We start from the raw sequence: 19863 nt of genomic DNA on the forward strand, positions 1-19863 counted from the left end.
AATGAAGCAACATTCACTCGGTCAGGCCGCCCGTGCCGCGGGAATTTCACTGGACTACATCAACGTCAATGGCGAGAAAGAGGCGATCAGCGATGAGACCCTGCAGGCGCTGCTGGCGGTGATGGACGATCCGCAGGACGCAAAAAAATCGCCGCTGCCGCCGGTCGCGGTGTTCAGCGGCAGTGGCAAGCGACAGCTGACGCCACAGGGCAGCGGCGTTTACCGCTGGCAGTTGCAGACTGAAAACGGCAAACAGCACAGCGGCGAGTTAACCGCCAGTGAGCCTTTTACACTGCCTGGCCCGCTGGCGCAGGGGTACCACCAGCTCACACTCAGTAAGGGCAAAAAAAGCTGGCAGACGCGGATTATCGTCGCGCCGCGCCGCTGCTATCTGCCTCCGGCGCTGGAGGCGGGGGAAAAACGCTGGGGTGCGCTGGTGCAGCTCTACACCGTGCGCTCTGAACAGAACTGGGGCATCGGCGACTTCGGCGATCTCGACCAGCTGCTGGTGCAGCTGGCTGAACGCGGTGGCGATTTCGTCGGGCTGAATCCGCTGCATGCGCTCTATCCCGCCAGCGCCGGTTTCGCCAGTCCGTACAGCCCGTCGTCGCGCCGCTGGCTGAACGTAATCTATATCGACGTCAGTCAGGTGGCCGATTTTCAGCAAAGCGCGGCGGCACAGAAGTGGTGGAACAGCGCCAGAACCCGGAAGGCGCTGACCAAAGCGCGTGAGGCGGAGCTGGTTGACTACGAGGCGGTAATGGCGCTTAAGCTCGCTGCGCTGCGGCACGCCTGGGCACACTTTCAGGCGCGAGACAGCCAGAGCGAAGAGCATCAATCCTGGGCGGCCTTTGTGCATGAAGGCGGCGACAGCCTGCGTTATCAGGCCGCCTACGACGGCATACAGCTGGAGCGACGGGCAGATAAGGCGCAGCAGGGCGGCTGGCCTGCGTGGCCGGAAGGGTGGCGCAACAGCCAGTTGCCGGAGGTGCAGCAGTGGTGTGCACAGCATGAAGAGGAGATCGCCTTCTGGCAATGGCTGCAATGGCTGGCGCAGCAGCAGTTCTCTGGCTGCTGGACGCACAGTCAGGCGCTGGGCATGAGCGTCGGACTCTATCGTGACCTGGCAGTGGGCGTGGCGGAAGGCAGCGCGGAAACCTGGCACGACCCGGAGCTTTACCGCCTCAAGGCCTCGGTAGGTGCGCCGCCTGACCGTCTCGGTCCGCTGGGACAAAACTGGGGCTTACCGCCGATGGATCCGCATGTCATGAAGGCGCGCGGCTACCAGCCATTTATCGACATGCTGCGCGCCAACATGCGCGACTGCGGCGCGCTGCGCATCGACCATGTGATGTCACTGCTGCGTCTGTGGTGGGTGCCTGCCGGGGAGACGGCGGATAAAGGCGCCTATGTGGCCTATCCGGTCAACGATCTGCTGGCTATCCTGGCGCTGGAGAGCCACCGGCTGCGCTGCATGGTGATTGGTGAAGACCTTGGCACTGTGCCCCAGGAGATTGTCAGCCTGCTGCGTAAAAGTGGCGTCTTTTCATGGAAGGTGCTCTGGTTTGAGCAGGAGAAGGATGAGCGCTATCGCGCGCCGCAGGACTATCCGCGCCAGTCTATCGCCAGCGCCAGCACGCACGATCTGCCTACGCTGACCGGCTTCTGGGAGCAGGGCGACCTGGCGCTGGGGGAGAAGATTGGCCTCTATCCTGGCGATGCGGTGAAAGCGTTACATCAGCAGCGCGCCGCGCAGAAGCAGGCGCTGCTGGATGCGCTGCATCAGGCGGGTGCCTTACCGGCACGCAGCCAGAAGAAGGCAGAGAGGCTCACCATGACGCCTGCGCTGAATCGGGCAATACATCGCTTCCTGGCGGATACCGAGAGTGCGCTGCTTGGCCTGCAGCCTGAGGACTGGCTTGGCATGACCACGCCGGTCAACGTCCCGGGCACGGTGGAGCAGTACCCTAACTGGCGACGCAAGCTGAGCAAAACGCTGGAGGAGATCTTTGCGGACAAAGAAGTGAATGCACTGCTGAAGGTGGTCAGCCAGCAGCGTCAGTCAGGACAGAAAGGGCAATAACAGAAGCGCGGCAGCCAGGCTGCCGTTTCTGACCGATGATAAAACTTGATCAGAATAAATCTGGCAGCAACTGCTCAACTCAACACGCAGGGAGCGCGGGCAGAGGAGGAAAGCGTCCCGCGTCAGGGATGGCGCGGGCCGAGCGTGTCAGGGATGACGGATTTTGCGTCTTTCCGATCTGACCGCGTTCCCTGAGCAGGCTCGATCTCTCAGCGGAGAGGGCAGATTCTGACTGCAAACCCCGCTTATTCATCAGTAGAACGAGTGTTCACCGCGCTGATGCTCAGTAATATCCCGCACGCCTTTGAGTTCCGGGAAGGCGGCCAGCAGCTCTTTCTCGATACCATCTTTCAGGGTCACGTCGATCATCGAACAGCCGTTACAGCCGCCGCCAAACTGCAGAATGGCGTAGCCCTCATCGGTGATCTCCATCAGCGACACGCGACCGCCATGGCCGGCCAGCTGTGGGTTGATCTGCGCCTGAAGCAGATACTCAACGCGCTCAACCATTGGCGCATCATCAGAGACTTTACGCATTTTGGCATTCGGCGCTTTCAGCGTCAGCTGTGAACCAAGATTGTCGGTAACGAAGTCAATTTCAGCATCTTCCAGATACGGCTTGCTCAGTTCATCAACGTAAGCAGAGAGCTTTTCGAACTTCAGTTCGGTGTCAGTAGCTTCAACGGCATCGGGCGGACAGTAAGAGACGCCACACTCGGCTGTTGGCGTACCCGGGTTAATCACGAATACGCGAATCTGGGTGCCATCTTCTTGTTTGGATAGCAGTTTAGAAAAATGTTCCTGGGCAGAGTCAGTAATTCGGATCATGTCGATTGCTCAATAGTTGACTAATTTAGTTGGTTATAATACGCCCATCAAAGACGCTCTACAAGGTACGGCACAGGCACCAGACCTGCACGCTGGCGGCACCCTGGGCCATTAACAGGCGGCTGATTTCATCTACCGTACTGCCGGTGGTAATGACGTCATCCAGCAGAGCGATATGGCGTCCCTGCACCACCATTTCAAGGCAGAAAGCACCCCGTAAGTTGGTGCGGCGCTGGCGGGCGCTGAGCTGATGCTGTAATGCGCCCCCGCGCTTGCGGGAAAGACCTTCGCGCCATTCACATCCCAGCCAGTGCGCCAGCGGTGCGGCCAGCAGTACCGTCTGATTAAAGCCACGCTGCCAGCGTCGTCGCCGATGCAGCGGAACCGGCAGCAGCAGATCGGGACGCGGCACACTGCCACGCCGGTAAACATTAAGCCAGCTTAGCAAAAGCAGCCGCGCCAGCATCACCCTGAGTGCGGTTATGTGAGAAAATTTAAGCTGGTTAACCCACTGGCTGAACGGCGGACAATAGTCATTGACGCAGACCAGCGCCTGCCAGGCGGGCGGTTTAAGCTGGCAGCGGCCGCAGGCGACCTTTGCTGAACCTGCCGGCAATCCGCAGCGTGGACAGAGCAGCGGTAACGGCGGTAATCCGCGCAGACATAAGCTGCAGATGCCGTGCCGGGCTATCCGCAACGGCATCCGGCATAGCCAACACAGGGCAGGCATTGCTAGCATAGCGACCTCCTTATCATTTTCGGGATAGTAACTGATGACGTCGCTCTACTGGCACACCTGCGGAGAAGGAAAACGCGATCTTGTGCTGCTGCACGGATGGGGACTGAATGCCGAAGTCTGGCAAAGCATCATTCCGCGACTCAGTGCGCACTATCGCCTGCATCTGGTCGATCTGCCCGGCTATGGCCGCAGCCAGCATTTCGGTGCGCTGACGCTGGAGCAGATGGCAGCGCAATTGCTGCCTGCGCTGCCACCGCAGTCGATTGTGGTGGGCTGGTCGCTGGGCGGACTGGTGGCGACGCAGCTGGCGCTGAGTGCGCCAGAAAAACTGGCTGCACTGATCACCGTTGCCTCGTCGCCCTGTTTCACCGCCACAGAGAGCTGGCCCGGCATTAAACCGGAGACGCTGCAGAACTTTCAGCAGATGCTCAGCAACGATTTCCAGCGCACGGTGGAGCGCTTTCTGGCGCTGCAGACGCTGGGTACCGAAACGGCTCGCGCCGATGCGCGGCAGCTGAAAGAGGTGGTGCTGTCGCAGCCGATGCCGGAGGTGGCGGTGCTGGATGGCGGACTGGATATTCTGCGCCAGGTCGATCTGCGCGACGCGTTACCGCAAATTACGCTGCCGTTCCTGCGACTCTATGGCGCGTTAGATGGACTGGTGCCGCGCCGGATTGCGGCGGAGATAGATGAAATGTTGCCAGCATCGCCCTCAGTGGTTATCGAAAAAGCCGCACATGCGCCTTTTATTTCCCATCCTGAGCGCTTTTGCCAGCATATTGTTAATTTTATCAGTAATCTGCCGTGATAATGACGCTTTGAACTGGCAAAATCGCAGACAGCAGCAATACTTCTCTCTGTGAGCGAGGCCGTTGCAATTTTATGTGATTAGTCATGGAAATGACTATGCCGTTCCATACTGCCTTACGCGTTTAGCGGCTGCTTACATCTCACAATGGATCATGAATGAGGGTAAACATAATGAAGGTTTTTAAATGGGTTGTGGCTTCAATGATGATGGGCGCGATTTCATTTTCTGCGATGGCAGCGAAAGAAGTCACCAAAGAAGAAGTTAAGACAATGAACCTGCAGAAGATCGGCACCGTTAACACCACGGCGGAAACCACCTCGCCAATGGATGCTAAAAAAGTGCTGTCGCAGCTCGCTGACGAAAAAGGCGGTAAATATTACCTGGTGATCGCCGGTCGCGAACACGGCAAATTCAGCGCAACGGCTGAAGTCTACAAGTAATTAACGTAGCCACATGAACTGCCAGGCATCCAGCTTAACCGGCTGGGTGCCATCTATTTTCTCTCCGCTCACCACATCCTGCAACGTATGCGCCACCGGTAATTGCGTCTCCACTGACCGTCCACTGAGATTAAACACGCACAGCAGCCCGTCGCCGCTTTCTGGCTGATGACGTCTGAGCACCAGCACGGCATTTTCGCTCTCATAAAGCGTCATCGGATTATCCGGGTGAAACGCAGGCTGACGACGACGCAGCTGAATCAGTTGCCCGAGCCGGGTATAGACCTGCTGGCGTAGCCAGTTACCGCCTGCCAGATCCGCTTCTATCTGCTGTAAATCATACTTCTGCCGATTAATCGCCCGGTTGTGTCCGGCGGCGCGCACGCCATCGTAATGGTTACGACCACCCAGAATGCTCTGGATATAGATGGCAGGCACGCCGGGAAAGACCAGCAGAATCGCATGGGCCAGCAAAAAACGTTTCAGCCGCGTGGCGTCATCGTCATCTTCACGGTTGAGCGCATCCAGATAGGTGACGTTGATTTCATAGGGGCTGGTGGTGCCGTCAGGGTTGTTTTTATAGGAGACCAGCGCGCCTTCCAGCGCCAGATCGCGCACCAGCGCCACAATCTCTACTTCAGACAAAATGCCGCGCGCCGGATTAAGGCCGATGCCGTCGTGTGACGCCAGAAAGTTGAAAAAGGTGGTGTCGTTGCTGCTGAGATCCAGAGCGCTCGCCCACTGCCGCAGTGCGCGCGCCGAGCCGGTGTGAATCGCATGCAGCACCAGTGGCGGCAGTGAAAACTGATAGACCATCTGCGCCTCATCGTGCCCGTTGCCCAGATAGCTGATGTTGTCCTGATGCGGCACGTTAGTCTCGGTGATAATCACCGTGCCAGGCGCAACCTGGTCGGCAATAGCGCGAAACAGCTTCACCAGCTGATGAGTCTTTTCCAGATGAATACAGCGCGTGCCGGGCGTTTTCCACATGTAGCCGACCGCATCGAGACGCACATAGTCAGCGCCGCGTTTCAGGTAATCGAGCAGCACATTGACCATGCGCAGCAGCACCTCAGGATTGGCAAAGTTGAGGTCGATCTGGTCAGCGCTGAAGGTGGTCCAGATAAAGCGGGTTTCGCCATCCGCCATTTTAAACGGCGTCAGCAGCGGCGAGGTGCGCGGACGCGTCACGGCGCTGAGATCGGTGGCGGGCGGCATACTGATAAAGAAATCGTCCCAGCCGGGATCCTGCGCCAGGAAGTGGCTGAACCAGGCGCTGTGTGCCGACATATGGTTGCAGACAAAATCGAACATCAGCCGGGTTTCCTGATGCAGCCGCGCAATGTCCTGCCAGTCGCCGCACAGCGGATCGACCTGATGGTAATCAATCACCGAAAAGCCGTCATCGGACGACCAGGGGAAAAAGGGCAGCAGGTGAACCAGCGGAAACGTGGATTGCAGGTGCTGCTGATAGAACCGGGAAAAGGTGCTGAGCGTGGGTTTATCGGCTTCGCGAAACTGATCGGCATAGGTGATCAGCACCACATCCTGCTCATCCCAGTGTGCCTTGCGCGGCAGCTTAATGGCCTCGCGGGCGGTGGCGATGTCAGCCAGCAGGCGCGCAAAGGTCGCCTCCGGAAATGTGCCAGCATAAATCTTATCAATCAGATCGGTGATCGTTTCCATCGTGAATTGGGTGCCACAGCAGGTGTTGTTTTTATGACAGGCGTCTTTTTAGCGTAGCGCGATGGCGGGGATTTTCAACCGGGGAGAAGGGTGTGAAGAGGGGGCCAGGCAGTGGCCCCCTGAAAAGCTTAGCGTTTTTTACCGAAAGCCGCAGCCAGCGCATCACCCATCGCACTGTTACCTGCTGACGAGCTGACCGGACGCGGACGACCTTTCGCGGTGTTCTGACGTTTCTCCTCGCGCGGAGCAGCGTTTTTCGCGCCACCACGGGCATTGCCTTCGCCTGGCTGCTCATCAAGACGCATGGTCAGGGCAATACGCTTGCGCTGGAGATCGACCTCCATCACTTTCACTTTGACGATATCGCCCGCTTTCACCACCTGATGCGGATCTTCCACGAAGCGATCGGAGAGCGAAGAGATATGCACCAGGCCATCCTGATGCACGCCGATATCCACAAATGCACCGAAGTTGGTCACGTTAGTGACGGCACCTTCGAGGATCATGCCCGGCGTCAGATCGTTCAGCGTCTCTACGCCTTCAGCGAACTGTGCAGTTTTAAACTCAGGACGCGGATCGCGGCCCGGCTTCTCAAGCTCTTTCATGATGTCGGTGACGGTCGGCAGACCAAAACGTTTATCAATGAAATCGCGGGCGCTGAGATTACGCAGGCTGCCTGTGTTGCCCATCAGATCGCTCAGTGCCTGCTCGGTGGCGGCCAGGATGCGCTCCACCACCGGGTAGGCTTCCGGATGCACAGTCGAGGCATCCAGCGGGTTATCGCCATGGTTGATGCGCAGGAAGCCCGCACACTGTTCAAAGGCTTTTGGCCCAAGACGGCTCACTTTCAGCAACTGCTGACGGTTCTGGAAGCGGCCATGCTCATCACGCCAGCCGACAATGTTCTGCGCCATCATGCGCGTCAGGCCCGCCACGCGGGTCAGCAGCGGCACCGAGGCGGTGTTGAGGTCAACGCCGACGGCATTCACGCAATCTTCTACTACCGCGTCGAGTTTCTTCGCCAGCTGGCTCTGACTGACGTCATGCTGATACTGACCCACACCGATCGATTTCGGGTCGATTTTCACCAGCTCAGCCAGCGGATCCTGCAAACGTCGGGCAATCGACACCGCGCCGCGCAGCGAAACATCGAGATCCGGGAACTCCAGCGCCGCCAGTTCAGAGGCCGAATAGACAGATGCGCCAGCTTCACTGACAATCACTTTTTGCGCCGTGACCTGCGGGAACTGCTGCTGCAGATCCAGGAAGAAGCGCTCAGTTTCACGTGAAGCGGTGCCGTTGCCAATCGCCACCAGCTCAACCTGATGCTTAATGCAGAGTGCCGCTACGGCGGCCGCGGCTTTCGCGGTCTGGCCGGTATGCGGATAGACGGTATCGGTCGCGACGACCTTGCCGGTGGCATCGACCACCGCCACTTTGACACCGGTGCGCAGGCCTGGGTCCAGCCCCATGGTGGCGCGCATACCGGCGGGAGCGGCCATCAGCAGATCGTGCAGGTTGCGGGCAAAGACGTTAATCGCTTCATCTTCTGCGCGTTCGCGCACCGTGCCCATCAGCTCCGTTTCCAGATGCAGCATCACCTTGATGCGCCACGTCCAGCTCACCACCGCTTTACGCCAGCTGTCGGCAGGAGCGTTATTCAGGCGCAGGTTCAGGTGCTCAGCAATCAGCGTTTCGCCGTGGCTTTCACGCGGTGCTTCATCAAACTGTGGATCGGCATTCAGCGACAGTTGCAGCACGCCTTCGTTGCGGCCACGCAGCATCGCCAGCGCACGGTGCGACGGCACGCCGCTCAGCGCTTCATGGTGATCAAAGTAGTCGCGGAACTTCGCGCCCGCTTCCTCTTTGCCTTCCACCACGCGTGACACCAGATGGGCATTTTTCCACAGGTAATTACGCACCTTCGCCAGCAGCGCGGCATCTTCAGCGAAACGCTCCATCAGAATGTAGCGGGCACCATCCAGCGCGGCACGGACGTCGGCGACGCCTTTGTCGGCATCGACATACTGTTCGGCAAGCTGCTCAGGAATGTGAGACGGCTCCTGCCACAGCGTCTCCGCCAGCGGCTCCAGACCCGCTTCGATAGCGATCTGTCCACGCGTCCGGCGTTTCTGTTTGTAGGGCAGGTAGAGGTCTTCAAGCTCGGTTTTGCTGAGGGTGGTGTTGATCGCGCGGGCGAGGTCGTCAGTGAGTTTCCCCTGATCGTCAATCGACTTCAGAATCGACTGGCGTCGCTCTTCAAGTTCACGCAGATAGCTGAGGCGGGTTTCCAGCTGGCGCAACTGGGTATCATCCAGCCCGCCGGTGACCTCTTTACGATAGCGTGCGATAAACGGCACGGTATTCCCTTCATCCAGCAGGCGAACGGCGGCGTCAACTTGCTCTGGACGCGCCTTGAGCTCACTGGCAATTATCTGGCTCAGAACTTTCATCATCAGGATTGTCTTGCTTTCCGGGTTGAGAAATAGCCGACAGTTATACGGATTGATGGTTAAAATTGCCAGAGACGCGGGCGGCTTTCAGCGATAATCTGAAGGGTTATTGCGGGTAGTCAATCGCGTTGATATACCACAGCGCCGGCCCCACTGGCGTCTCGACGGTGGCAGCATCGCCGACCTCTTTTTTCAGCAGCGCCCGCGCCATGGGCGAGTCGATGGAGATGTAATCTTTGCGGCCAAAAATCTCATCGTAGCCCACAATGCGGAAGCGTTTGAGGTCGCCTTCATCGTTTTCAATTTCCACCCAGGCGCCAAAGAAGACTTTGCCATCCTGCTGGGGTGAATAGTCAACGATACGCAGCTGTTCAAGACTTTTGGTCAGATAGCGAACGCGACGGTCGATTTCACGCAGCCGTTTTTTGTTGTACTGATAATCGGCATTTTCACTGCGATCGCCAAGACTGGCAGCCCAGGTGACTTTTTTTGTCACTTCCGGTCGCTCTTCACGCCAGAGATAGTCGAGTTCTGCTTTCAGCTTATCGAAGCCTTCGCGGGTAATGAGTCGGGTTTTCATGCTATACCGGCCAGAGAGATCCAAAGAAGAACAGTGTAAGACAAAGGGGGCGCGGCAAAAAAGGGCGGGGAAAGGGTTTTTAAAGGCTAAAAACCCACGTTGACTTCCCCGGCGGCGAAAGGGTTGGTGCTGAACAACAATCTGAAGCCAGTAATCTGAAGCTGTAAAAGAAGTCGTGATACTTATTTACCGGCGTGAGTCGCCGTGGTGGTCGATGTACCGGTGCTGTGACCGTCACCGCCGCCGCCGCCCATGGTGGCCAGCGCAACGCCCAGCAGGGCTGCGACTGCGCCAACACCGATGGCGTTAGAGTTACCTTGTGCTGTGGTGGTTGCCGCTGCGCCAGCTGCTTCACCGGTGGCTGTGGCAGCATAAGCTGGAGTGACGCTGCTTAATGCCAGCGCGCTCAGCAGTAAAATTGTTTTTTTCATTGTGTGTAATCCCCGTTGAGACATCGAATGTTGCCTGAGCAGTCTGGTTGAAAACGGAGAAGGCGAAAAGTTGGCTTTACTGATTGATTTAACGGACTTTAATTTCAACTGGTCTTGCTGGTGGCACCGCTGAAACTAATCCGAGAGGAGAGTGGGGCGTTACGCAGGTTTGCTGGAATATTATGCTGCCTGACTGCTGTTGAGGTAGATTATCTGGAGCTTATCCACAGTGATGGCTGATCATTAAGTCAAATTGTCTGCTAACTTGCTGAATTCGTTCATCGAATAAAAACTGGCCCGCTTCTGACGCCAGCGATTCAGAGAAACAGAGCCGTTTTTTCAGATTTGCCGTAACAGGGGCCGGGCAGCGCCAGACGCGTTAAAACTGACCCGAAATGGCCTTAAATCAAATATAAGCTCCTGTTTAATATGCTTTGTAACAATTTTGGCTAGAATATAAACCATTAATGACTGTCACTATAAGGCATCTTTTTTTAACAATGTTGGCTCAGGCAATAGCGCCTTTGGGAGTTGAAAATGCAAGAGAACTACAAAATTCTGGTCGTCGATGATGATATGCGTCTGCGTGCACTGCTTGAACGCTATCTCACCGAGCAGGGCTTTCAGGTGCGCAGTGTCGCTAATGCCGAGCAGATGGATCGTCTGTTAACCCGTGAATCCTTTCATCTGATGGTGCTCGACCTGATGTTGCCAGGCGAGGATGGTCTCTCTATCTGCCGTCGTCTGCGCAGTCAGAGCAACCCGATGCCGATTATTATGGTGACCGCCAAGGGCGAAGAGGTGGATCGTATCGTGGGGCTGGAGATCGGCGCTGACGACTATATTCCTAAACCCTTTAACCCGCGTGAGCTGCTGGCGCGCATCCGTGCGGTGCTGCGCCGTCAGGCTAATGAACTGCCAGGCGCGCCTTCGCAGGAAGAGGCGATCATCGCCTTTGGTAAGTTCAAACTTAACCTCGGCACCCGCGAGATGTTCCGTGAAGATGAGCCGATGCCGCTGACCAGCGGTGAGTTTGCGGTGCTGAAAGCACTGGTCAGCCATCCACGTGAGCCGCTGTCTCGCGATAAGCTGATGAACCTGGCGCGTGGCCGTGAATACAGCGCCATGGAACGTTCGATTGACGTCCAGATCTCCCGCCTGCGTCGCATGGTGGAAGAGGATCCTGCGCATCCGCGTTATATCCAGACCGTCTGGGGTCTGGGCTACGTCTTTGTGCCGGACGGCAGTAAAGCATGAAGCGACTGCGCTTCTCGCCTCGCAGTTCGTTTGCCCGCACCCTGCTGCTGATCGTTACCCTGCTGTTTGTCAGCCTGGTAACGACCTATCTGGTGGTGCTGAACTTCGCCATTCTTCCCAGCCTGCAACAGTTCAATAAGGTGCTCGCTTACGAAGTTCGTATGCTGATGACCGACCGGTTGCAGCTGGAAGATGGCACGCAGCTGGAAGTGCCACCGGCGTTTCGCCGGGAAATCTACCGCGAACTGGGGATCTCGCTCTACACCAATGCAGCAGCAGAGGAGAGCGGATTACGATGGGCGCAGCACTATGAATTCCTGAGCGAGCAGATGGGCCAGCAGCTTGGCGGTCCCACCGATGTGCGGGTTGAGGTTAACAAAAACTCGCCCGTCGTCTGGCTGAAAACCTGGCTGTCGCCCGATATCTGGGTGCGGGTGCCGCTGACTGAGATTCATCAGGGCGACTTCTCGCCGCTGTTCCGCTACACCCTGGCGATTATGCTGCTGGCGATTGGCGGTGCCTGGCTGTTTATCCGCATCCAGAACCGACCGCTGGTGGATCTGGAGCACGCCGCCCTGCAGGTCGGGCGCGGGATTATTCCGCCGCCGCTGCGCGAGTATGGCGCGTCAGAAGTGCGATCGGTGACCCGCGCCTTTAACCAGATGGCGGCCGGGGTGAAGCAGCTGGCGGATGACCGCACGCTGTTAATGGCGGGCGTCAGCCACGATTTGCGAACGCCGCTGACCCGTATTCGTCTCGCCACCGAGATGATGAGCGAGCAGGATGGCTACCTGGCCGAATCGATTAATAAAGATATCGAAGAGTGCAACGCCATTATCGAACAGTTCATCGACTACCTGCGCACCGGTCAGGAGATGCAGACTGAGCGGGCCGACCTTAACAGTGTGCTGGGCGAAGTGGTGGCCGCTGAAAGCGGCTATGAACGTGAGATCGAAAATGCGGTGATGCCGGAAGAGTTAATGCTGGATATCAACCCGCTGTCGATTAAACGGGCACTGGCTAACCTGGTGGTCAACGCCGCGCGATACGGTAATGGCTGGATCAGGGTCAGCAGCGGACGGGAACTGCATCGTGCCTGGTTCCAGGTGGAAGATGATGGACCTGGCATTAAGCCGGATCAGCTGGCGCATCTGTTCCAGCCCTTTGTGCGCGGCGACAGCGCCCGCAGCACCAGCGGTACCGGTCTGGGCCTGGCGATCGTGCAGCGTATTATTGATGCTCATCAGGGCTCGCTGGAGATTGGCGAGAGCGAACGCGGCGGTTTACGCATTCGTGCCTGGTTGCCGTTAGTGGAAAGCATGGCGCTGAGCCACAACAACGGCAGCAACAGCGTGTCGGGATGATAAAAACGGCGCGGCAGTTTCATTGCCGCGCCGCTTCTTTTAGCGTTGCGGGCCAGCTTTCACCAGCGCAGCACCTGCAGCGTTATCCGTGTACTTGTCGAAGTTATCAATAAAGCGCTGCGCCAGACCTTCGGCGGCGGCGGTCCACTTCTCCTCACTCTCCCAGCTACGACGCGGATCGAGCGTATCACTATCCAGTTCGCCCAGCGTAACCGGCATCTGCAGATTAAAGATCGGCAGCGTTTCCATCGGCGCATCATCCAGCTCACCCGCCAGAATGGCATTGATAATGGCGCGGGTATTCTTCAGTGAGATGCGTTTGCCGCTGCCGTTCCAGCCGGTATTGACCAGATAAGCCTGCGCACCGGACGCCTCCATCCGTTTCACCAGCACTTCCGCATACTGCGTCGGATGCAGCATCAGGAACGCCGCGCCGAAACAGGCGGAGAAGGTGGGGGTCGGCTCAGTGACGCCACGCTCGGTCCCCGCCAGTTTGGCGGTGAAACCTGACAGGAAATGATACTGCGTCTGCTCCGGTGTCAGACGTGAAACCGGTGGCAGCACGCCAAACGCATCGGCGGTCAGGAAAATCACTTTCTTCGCGTGGCCCGCTTTTGAGACCGGCTGCACGATATTGTCGATGTGATTGATCGGATAGGAGACGCGGGTGTTTTCGGTTTTGCTGCCGTCGTCGTAATCGACGCTGCCATCTTCGCGAACCACCACATTTTCCAGCAGCGCATTGCGGCGAATGGCGCGGTAAATCTCCGGCTCAGCCTGCTCAGAGAGGTTGATGGTTTTGGCGTAGCAGCCGCCCTCGAAGTTAAACACGCCATCATCGTCCCAGCCGTGCTCATCGTCACCGATCAGCTGGCGGTCAGGATCGGTAGAAAGTGTGGTTTTGCCGGTGCCCGAGAGGCCAAAGAAGACCGCCACATCGCCCGCTTTACCCACATTTGCTGAGCAGTGCATTGAGGCGATGCCTTTCAGCGGCAGCAGGTAGTTCATGATGGCGAACAGACCTTTCTTCATCTCGCCGCCGTACCAGGTTCCGCCAATCAGCTGCATGCGTTCAGTCAGATTGAAGGCGACAAAGTTTTCAGAGTGAAGACCCTGCGCCTGCCAGTCTGGATTGGTGCATTTGGCGCCGTTCATCACCACAAAGTCGGGAGTGAATTCGGCCAGTTCAGCGTCGTCAGGCTGGATGAACATGTTCTTCACGAAGTGTGCCTGCCAGGCCACTTCGGTGACAAAACGTACGCTCAGACGGGAATCGGCATTGGCACCACAGAACGCATCCACCACAAACAGGCGCTTGCCGGAAAGCTGGCGGGTGACGCAGCTTTTCAGCGCGTTCCAGGTCTCCTGCGACAGGGGCTGATTGTCGTTTTTGCCGGTGCCCTGGTCGTTCCACCACAGGGTATCGCGCGTGGTGTCGTCACGCACAATGTACTTATCCTTTGGCGATCGCCCGGTGAAAATCCCGGTGTCTACTGCAATCGCGCCGCTCTGCGTCAGGGTGCCACGAGCAAAACCTTCGAGGTCCGGGCGCGTCTCTTCCTGAAAAAGCGTGTCGTAATCAGGGTTGTAAACCACTTCCGTGGTATCCACGATGCCCAAAGCGGCAAGGTCTTGCGAGGTCAGGCCGTTAACGCGCATTTTACTGCTCCTTAAATCGGTGTCTGTTCTGCAAAGCAGAGATAGGTTGGGATCGTGCCACCGGCTGTTGTATCGGGTGCGGCAAATCACTGACAGTCGACTGCGCTTCGTCACGACAGCCTGCAAAGATCACCGGGCAATTCAGGGCATCTGCCTCTGACTTCCGGGCGTTTGCACGATCGCGCGCAGTTTACTCTTCTGCGTTAAGGGAAAAAGGGCAGTGATCTAAAAATGCGACTCAGGGCGCGTTAAGGCTATGTTTCGAACGTTTAAAAGATGTTATGAAAGTAAAAAAAGATAATTTGTCTGAAAAATTATGGGGATAGGCATTGGCGGCGGGGAAGGGGCGGCAGAAGCCGCCCGATAAATCAGTGAAGCTGGTTATTATTCTCAAGGGAGTGGCTGCGAATACCGGCGATATCGACGGCGTCAAACACGTAGTTTGAGCCGCAATAGTCGCAGTGCATGTCGATTTTGCCATCTTCCGCGATGATCTCATCCACCTCTTCCTGCGGCAGCGTGGTCAGTACTTCGCCACAGCGCTCACGCGAGCAGGTGCATTTGTAGATCACTGGCTGCGGATCGTAGAGGGTGACCTCTTCCTGATGGTAGAGACGCCACAGCGCTTCATTCGCAGGCAGATCGATCAGCTCTTCCGTTTTAATGGTTTCGGTCAGCGTTGCCAGATGGTCGAAAACCTCTTTCTCCGTATCCTGCGCCGGCATCACCTGCAGCAGAATACCCGCGGCGCCTTTGTCGCTGGTGCGGATAAACAGCCGCGTTGGCAGCTGCTCTGAGCGCATGAAGTAATCTTCCAGGCACTCCGCCAGTGTTTCACCTTCCAGTCCCACCACACCCTGATAACGTTCGCCCTTTTCAGGGGAAATGGTGATTACCAGATAGCCATTGCCCACCATGCTTTTCAGGGTACTGTCGTCCGGGATGTCGCCTTTGATGCGCGCTACGCCGCGCAGTTCCTGGTTGTTGTTACCGTTGATCACCGCCAGCGACAGCGGACCGTCACCCTGCAATTGCACGGTGATTTCGCCATCAAACTTCAGCGTGGCAGTCAGCAGGCTGGTGGCGACCAGCATCTCACCCAGCAGCGTTTTAACCGGTGCCGGATAATCATGGTTCTTTACGGTTTCACGCCAGGTGTCAGAGACGTTCACCAGCTCGCCGCGCACGGCGGCATTTTCAAACAGATAACGGTGCAGTTGATCCTGGGCTGACATATTTTTTCTCTCACTGGTACGGGGCGATGGCGCGTCAGCTAAGACGGCGTTATTCATCGCCCGATAATTTAAACTTCATCAAATCGCGACGCTCTTTTTTGTCAGGTCGCCGATCGGGATGGGGCATAGTCAGCGCATTCATTTTGCGCGCCTGCGCCATTTTTTCGCGTTTTTCAATGCTGGCATCGGTTTCGCGATAGAGCTGCTGGGCCTCGCTGGCGGGACGGCGCTGAGCGCTGATGTCCGCCACCACCACGGTGCGTTCATCGTTGCCCTGACGCAGTGTCAGTTCCGCATTCAGCTCTACCACCTTGCCGGGTTTGCTGCGCTGGCCGTTGTAATGCACTTTGCCGCCTTCAATCATCTCCCGCGCAATCGCCCGGGTTTTGTAAAAGCGCGCGGCCCACAGCCACTTGTCGAGGCGTACCTCTTCGCTGCTTTTCTCTTTCTTCATTGCTGCTCCTGACTCAGATCAGCGTCCGGTAGTCGCCGGTGGCGCGATGACGCTGAAAGATTTGCTCAGGACGACCCGAATCGGGGTTCTTTACGCCTAAGCACTCGCCGATGCCCCATGACGCCGCAGCATCCAGAATCACTTCGCTATCATCGATAAACAGCGTGCGCGGCGCAGAAAAGCCGGTGTGCTGTTGTACCGCCTGCCATAAACGTTGGTCTTCTTTCGGATACCCAAAGGTATGGGTGGAAAGTAATAAATCAAGGTGCGGCGCTAAACCTGTCTGCGCCAGTTTGACGTCCAGATTGTAAGGATGCGCGTTGGTCAGCAGGATAGTGGACTTGCCCGCGCGGCGCAGAGCCTGCAAAAAAGGCAGCGTATCGTCACGCAGCGCAATGCGGCTGCGCATCGCCCAGGTCATGGCACGGATGTCCAGCGCCAGCGCTTCTGCCCAGTAATCCAGACAATACCAGTTTAGCGTATGGGCGACGGCCTGATACTTTTCCGCGATGATCGCTTCGGCTTCCGCCCGGGTGATGCCGCGTTGCTGACTGAGTTGTTCAGGCACATGCTCCAGCCAGAAGTGGCGATCAAATGCCAAATCCAGCAGCGTGCCATCCATGTCGAGCAGCACGGTATCAATCTCAGACCAGTTGAGCATGCGGATGTTTCACCCTGTAAAAAAACCGGGCGACAGGGTAGCACAGAAGGGCAGGGCTCAGAATATCGGGCGCACGCTCTGCAAAGTGCCGAGGTTATGATTGAAACACTTGTCGTAGTAGTGCTGGATATCGATCATGCGCTGGCGATTAAGGTGCATACGGCGCAGCGCCAGTAACCCATTGATCACACCGCAGGTCAGCAGCACCAATAGCAGCAATACGGTGCCGAGATAGCGCCACTGCGCCATGGCATCCGGTTCATTGTGCAGCACGATGTGACGCGTGCCGTTGGCATCCGTTGAAATGCTGGTGATGATGCCGCTGGCGCTGAAAGGCGTATGCAGCAGCATGGCGGAGATACGTTGCAGTTCGCGCCACTGAGAGGGCGGATCGAGATCAAACAGCGACACGGTTGGCTGAGGCTGATTCACCAGCTGGCGACCCTCGTCGCTGACGATCAGGAACCCCCCTGGCGGCGGGCTGTTAAGATTTTCTGCCGCCCGACGGGTTTCGCGGAAAAAGAAGGTCGAGGTGGCGGTATTGACCAGGTTTTCCAGGGCTTCGGCACTGACCGGCCGCAGCAGCACATTCATGCCGTTTAGCTGGCCGGAATCTGCGCGACGCATCAGCGCTTCCCAGTCTTTGGCATTGCCCAGGTTCACCAGCGCATTTTTCAGGCGCATACAATCCTGTGGCTGATTACAGAGATCCTGCGTTTTCATCACCAGATCGGAGAAGTCATCCAGCAGGATCATGCCGGACTTCTGAATCGCGGAGGCCAGCTGCGGATTCAGTTTAGGATCGGTATTGGTTTCCGGATGCAGCTGCTTTGTGGTGGTCTCCAGCAGAGCAGCGGCTTTATCAATAATGTCCGATTGTGGCTGCGGCAACGGCGTGGCGTTATTCCAGTAGACCGCCGAGCAGTCGAACGGCATGAAGGCGTAACTTCGGTTGCTCTGATAGTTGTCCGGCACCGAACACATGCCGGTACCGCTCACTTTGAGGTTGTCGCCAATATTCAGGGGCACGCTGCTGAGTTTATCGACGCTGCTGACCTCCAGGCTGTCAGTGCCCCTGGCCCAGGCCAGACTGAGTTTGATCGGCATGCCGAGCGGGATCCAGGTGACCAGCATGGTCAGCACCATCAGTGAACCGCAGGCCAGCACCACGTTTTTCCGCCAGCGCTGAATAGGGAAGTTTTTGACTTCATCCTGCAGCGACAGGAAGCGACCCTGACGCACCACCTGACGGTTAAGGTAGATCTCCACATCCGTCACCTGTCCGAGATCGTGCGCGACATAAGGCTGCCAGTGTGGTGGATAGGCGAGGTCAATAATCCCCAGCGTGATATTGCTCTGCTCCTGGTTCGATTCGCTGAACAGGCCCCAGCGCTTTGGCGCGCCGCGCAGGCAGTGTATGTCACGCAGGCCGCGCTCACCCGGAATGCGGTAGAGCAGCCACAGGCTGGCGGCAATCATGACTGCACCCGTCAGCACCAGCCAGATCATCAGCGTTGCGGGGACTAACAGGCTGAAGAAGAAGAGTAAGAAGGCAAGAGAGATGAGCACCGCTTCACGCGTGCCATCTGGTCGCGACAGACGATACTCTTCCGGCGTCTCTTTGCGCACCTGCAGCAGTTCGACGTTTTCCGTTTCCGCTTTGCGGATAGAGGCGTTGGTCGACACCGGACGCATCAGCGTCGGCAGCGATTGCTGATCCACGGCGTAATCCACCAGCGAGTGGCCGTTCAGCGAGATCACCAGCGGAATAGATTGGGTGCGGATTAACTCAACGTAGTTTTCGTCGGCGATGTACTGTTCCCACAGCGGCGGCAGATGAACTTCAACTTCATCAAGGTAGTAGCGCCATTTATGGGGATCGTCCGTAGAGAGTCCGTAGCGGGTAATCGCACGGGTAACGGGGTAGACATTGTTGCTTTGTGCCGTCAGCGTCAGTCGTTCGGACGCGCTGCGCTTATCGGTCGTCACCGTGGTACGGGGCTGCTTTTCCAGCGCGGCGACATACTTATCAACCGCCTCACGCTCCTGAGCAGACAGTTTACGGCAGGGCGGACTGATAAATGGCAGAGGTTTCGCCAACGGCGGACGATGCCGCATAGCGTACCAGAACCCAATGCCTGCCAGGATTGAACAGGTCAGCACTATGGCCAGGATCATCAAGATTGTGCTCATGCTCTGCTCAATTCAGCCAAAATGCTGCCTTCACTTTAAACTTTCGCTTTCGGTTATGCTCACTATAAAAGAGGCATTCCGGAAGATTATATAACCCTGAGGAGTCAGACACCCGATGAAATAGTGCCAGCGTATATCTGATTAGCATTTGTTAAACCCTGCCTTGTCCGAATGGTAACCGGCTCAGACTGGATTAAATATCGGTATTATCTGAAACTTATCGCAGCATATTGACTAATGCAAATTTAGTCTTAAGTGATAACCAAAGGCTGTTATTCAATCGATGTAATCTGTGTAACGATAACGTGATTGTCTGACTGTCGCACAATTGCCTGTGGTTAGGTATGCTAATTCGCTCCAGATAGCCGGCGCAAAATAATTTGAGGCTGATATGAAAATTCCAAAAAAACCTGACATCCTCAATATCACCGCCGTGGCACGTTCACGGTTATTCACCATTGAATCGGTCGATCTGACTTTCAGCAATGGTGCGCATCGCGTTTATGAGCGGATGAAGCCCTCAGAGCGTGAAGCGGTGATGATTGTGCCGATTATTGATGACCATCTGATCCTGATTCAGGAGTATGCCGTCGGACTGGAAACCTATGAGCTTGGTTTCCCCAAGGGGCTGATCGATTCAGGTGAAACCGTGAATGAAGCGGCAGTTCGCGAACTGAAAGAAGAGGTCGGTTTTGGTGCCGATCAGCTGACAACGCTGGGCAAACTCACCATGGCACCCTCTTACTTTTCCAGCAAAATGAACATCGTGGTGGCGGAAGGTCTTTACGCTGAAAAGCTGGAAGGCGATGAGCCGGAGCCGCTGATTGTCCACCGCTGGCCGCTGAGCGATATGATGTCGCTGCTGGATGAACCCGATTTCCGCGAGGCACGTAATGTCAGTGCGCTGTTTATGGCGCGCGAATGGCTGGTGAAGCAGGGGCGGCTGAGTTACTGAATATCATCTGTGACTGAATAAAAAAAGGCCGACT

Annotated in this window: 17 protein-coding genes; 6 read left to right on the forward strand and 11 right to left on the reverse strand. The window is 56.8% G+C overall.

Annotated features, from left to right (window positions below; translation table 11 throughout):
• Position 1: 1 nt before the first annotated feature.
• Positions 2 to 2083 carry a 4-alpha-glucanotransferase gene (gene malQ, locus ACX8ZY_RS01715; RefSeq protein ID WP_421665187.1) on the forward strand — a complete coding sequence of 694 codons (2082 nt, stop codon included), beginning with the start codon at positions 2 to 4 and terminating at the stop codon, positions 2081 to 2083.
• Between the two features lie 252 nt (positions 2084 to 2335).
• On the opposite strand, the gene nfuA is transcribed toward malQ, so the two are convergent.
• Together nfuA and gntX are read right to left on the reverse strand one after the other, a co-directional pair.
• Complete coding sequence (gene nfuA / locus ACX8ZY_RS01720) at positions 2336 to 2911, reverse strand: Fe-S biogenesis protein NfuA (RefSeq protein ID WP_010253194.1); 576 nt, start codon at positions 2909 to 2911, stop codon at positions 2336 to 2338.
• A gap of 58 nt (positions 2912 to 2969) precedes the next feature.
• Entirely contained in the window at positions 2970 to 3650 is a 681-nt protein-coding gene (gntX, locus tag ACX8ZY_RS01725) for a DNA utilization protein GntX (protein ID WP_022624032.1), read from the reverse strand.
• Between the two features lie 34 nt (positions 3651 to 3684).
• Between gntX and bioH the strand changes: the two genes are divergently transcribed.
• Both bioH and ACX8ZY_RS01735 read left to right on the forward strand, forming a co-directional pair.
• Positions 3685 to 4458, forward strand: coding sequence for a pimeloyl-ACP methyl ester esterase BioH (bioH, locus tag ACX8ZY_RS01730; protein ID WP_050680523.1), 774 nt, complete (start codon positions 3685 to 3687; stop codon positions 4456 to 4458).
• Between the two features lie 173 nt (positions 4459 to 4631).
• On the forward strand, positions 4632 to 4901 hold the full coding sequence (locus tag ACX8ZY_RS01735; RefSeq protein WP_010253187.1) for a YdgH/BhsA/McbA-like domain containing protein: 270 nt from the start codon (positions 4632 to 4634) through the stop codon (positions 4899 to 4901).
• Here the strand turns inward: ACX8ZY_RS01735 and ACX8ZY_RS01740 are convergent, their stop codons facing one another.
• The 4 genes from ACX8ZY_RS01740 to yjbE all read right to left on the reverse strand — a co-directional run bounded on the left by ACX8ZY_RS01740 (position 4902) and on the right by yjbE (position 10051).
• Positions 4902 to 6587: an alpha-amylase family glycosyl hydrolase gene (locus tag ACX8ZY_RS01740; RefSeq protein ID WP_022624034.1), complete on the reverse strand. Its 1686-nt coding sequence runs from the start codon at positions 6585 to 6587 to the stop codon at positions 4902 to 4904.
• Positions 6588 to 6715: 128 nt separating this feature from the next.
• The gene (locus ACX8ZY_RS01745; protein ID WP_421665188.1) at positions 6716 to 9043 is read right to left on the reverse strand and encodes a Tex family protein; all 2328 of its coding nucleotides are present in this window, start codon (positions 9041 to 9043) and stop codon (positions 6716 to 6718) included.
• A gap of 103 nt (positions 9044 to 9146) precedes the next feature.
• Positions 9147 to 9620: a transcription elongation factor GreB gene (greB, locus tag ACX8ZY_RS01750; RefSeq protein WP_010253180.1), complete on the reverse strand. Its 474-nt coding sequence runs from the start codon at positions 9618 to 9620 to the stop codon at positions 9147 to 9149.
• A 182-nt stretch (positions 9621 to 9802) separates the two neighbouring features.
• Positions 9803 to 10051 (reverse strand): exopolysaccharide production protein YjbE, encoded by a 249-nt coding sequence (yjbE, locus tag ACX8ZY_RS01755; protein WP_010253177.1) that lies wholly within the window; start codon positions 10049 to 10051, stop codon positions 9803 to 9805.
• A 537-nt stretch (positions 10052 to 10588) separates the two neighbouring features.
• On the opposite strand from yjbE, the gene ompR reads away from it, so the two are divergent.
• Both ompR and envZ read left to right on the forward strand, forming a co-directional pair.
• Complete coding sequence (ompR, locus tag ACX8ZY_RS01760; protein ID WP_003853014.1) at positions 10589 to 11308, forward strand: osmolarity response regulator transcription factor OmpR; 720 nt, start codon at positions 10589 to 10591, stop codon at positions 11306 to 11308.
• A complete protein-coding gene (gene envZ / locus ACX8ZY_RS01765) occupies positions 11305 to 12672 on the forward strand; it encodes a two-component system sensor histidine kinase EnvZ (RefSeq protein ID WP_010253168.1) in 1368 nt (455 codons plus the stop codon). Before ompR ends, envZ begins: the two co-directional genes overlap by 4 nt.
• 39 nt (positions 12673 to 12711) lie before the next feature.
• On the opposite strand, the gene pckA is transcribed toward envZ, so the two are convergent.
• From pckA to ACX8ZY_RS01790, 5 genes are all read right to left on the reverse strand, one after another.
• On the reverse strand, positions 12712 to 14331 hold the full coding sequence (pckA, locus tag ACX8ZY_RS01770; protein ID WP_010253165.1) for a phosphoenolpyruvate carboxykinase (ATP): 1620 nt from the start codon (positions 14329 to 14331) through the stop codon (positions 12712 to 12714).
• Between the two features lie 368 nt (positions 14332 to 14699).
• Positions 14700 to 15566 carry an Hsp33 family molecular chaperone HslO gene (gene hslO / locus ACX8ZY_RS01775; protein WP_010671560.1) on the reverse strand — a complete coding sequence of 289 codons (867 nt, stop codon included), beginning with the start codon at positions 15564 to 15566 and terminating at the stop codon, positions 14700 to 14702.
• A 49-nt stretch (positions 15567 to 15615) separates the two neighbouring features.
• Positions 15616 to 16020 carry a ribosome-associated heat shock protein Hsp15 gene (gene hslR / locus ACX8ZY_RS01780; protein WP_010253159.1) on the reverse strand — a complete coding sequence of 135 codons (405 nt, stop codon included), beginning with the start codon at positions 16018 to 16020 and terminating at the stop codon, positions 15616 to 15618.
• Positions 16021 to 16033: 13 nt separating this feature from the next.
• On the reverse strand, positions 16034 to 16681 hold the full coding sequence (yrfG, locus tag ACX8ZY_RS01785; RefSeq protein ID WP_022624036.1) for a GMP/IMP nucleotidase: 648 nt from the start codon (positions 16679 to 16681) through the stop codon (positions 16034 to 16036).
• A gap of 57 nt (positions 16682 to 16738) precedes the next feature.
• Positions 16739 to 18874 carry an intracellular growth attenuator family protein gene (locus tag ACX8ZY_RS01790; RefSeq protein ID WP_010253154.1) on the reverse strand — a complete coding sequence of 712 codons (2136 nt, stop codon included), beginning with the start codon at positions 18872 to 18874 and terminating at the stop codon, positions 16739 to 16741.
• Between the two features lie 391 nt (positions 18875 to 19265).
• Here ACX8ZY_RS01790 and nudE point away from each other — a divergent pair, with 391 nt between their 5' ends.
• Positions 19266 to 19829 (forward strand): ADP compounds hydrolase NudE, encoded by a 564-nt coding sequence (nudE, locus tag ACX8ZY_RS01795; protein WP_010253151.1) that lies wholly within the window; start codon positions 19266 to 19268, stop codon positions 19827 to 19829.
• Positions 19830 to 19863 lie beyond the last annotated feature (34 nt).

It is taken from the genome of Pantoea sp. XAF26B01_ASV70, assembly GCF_054512635.1.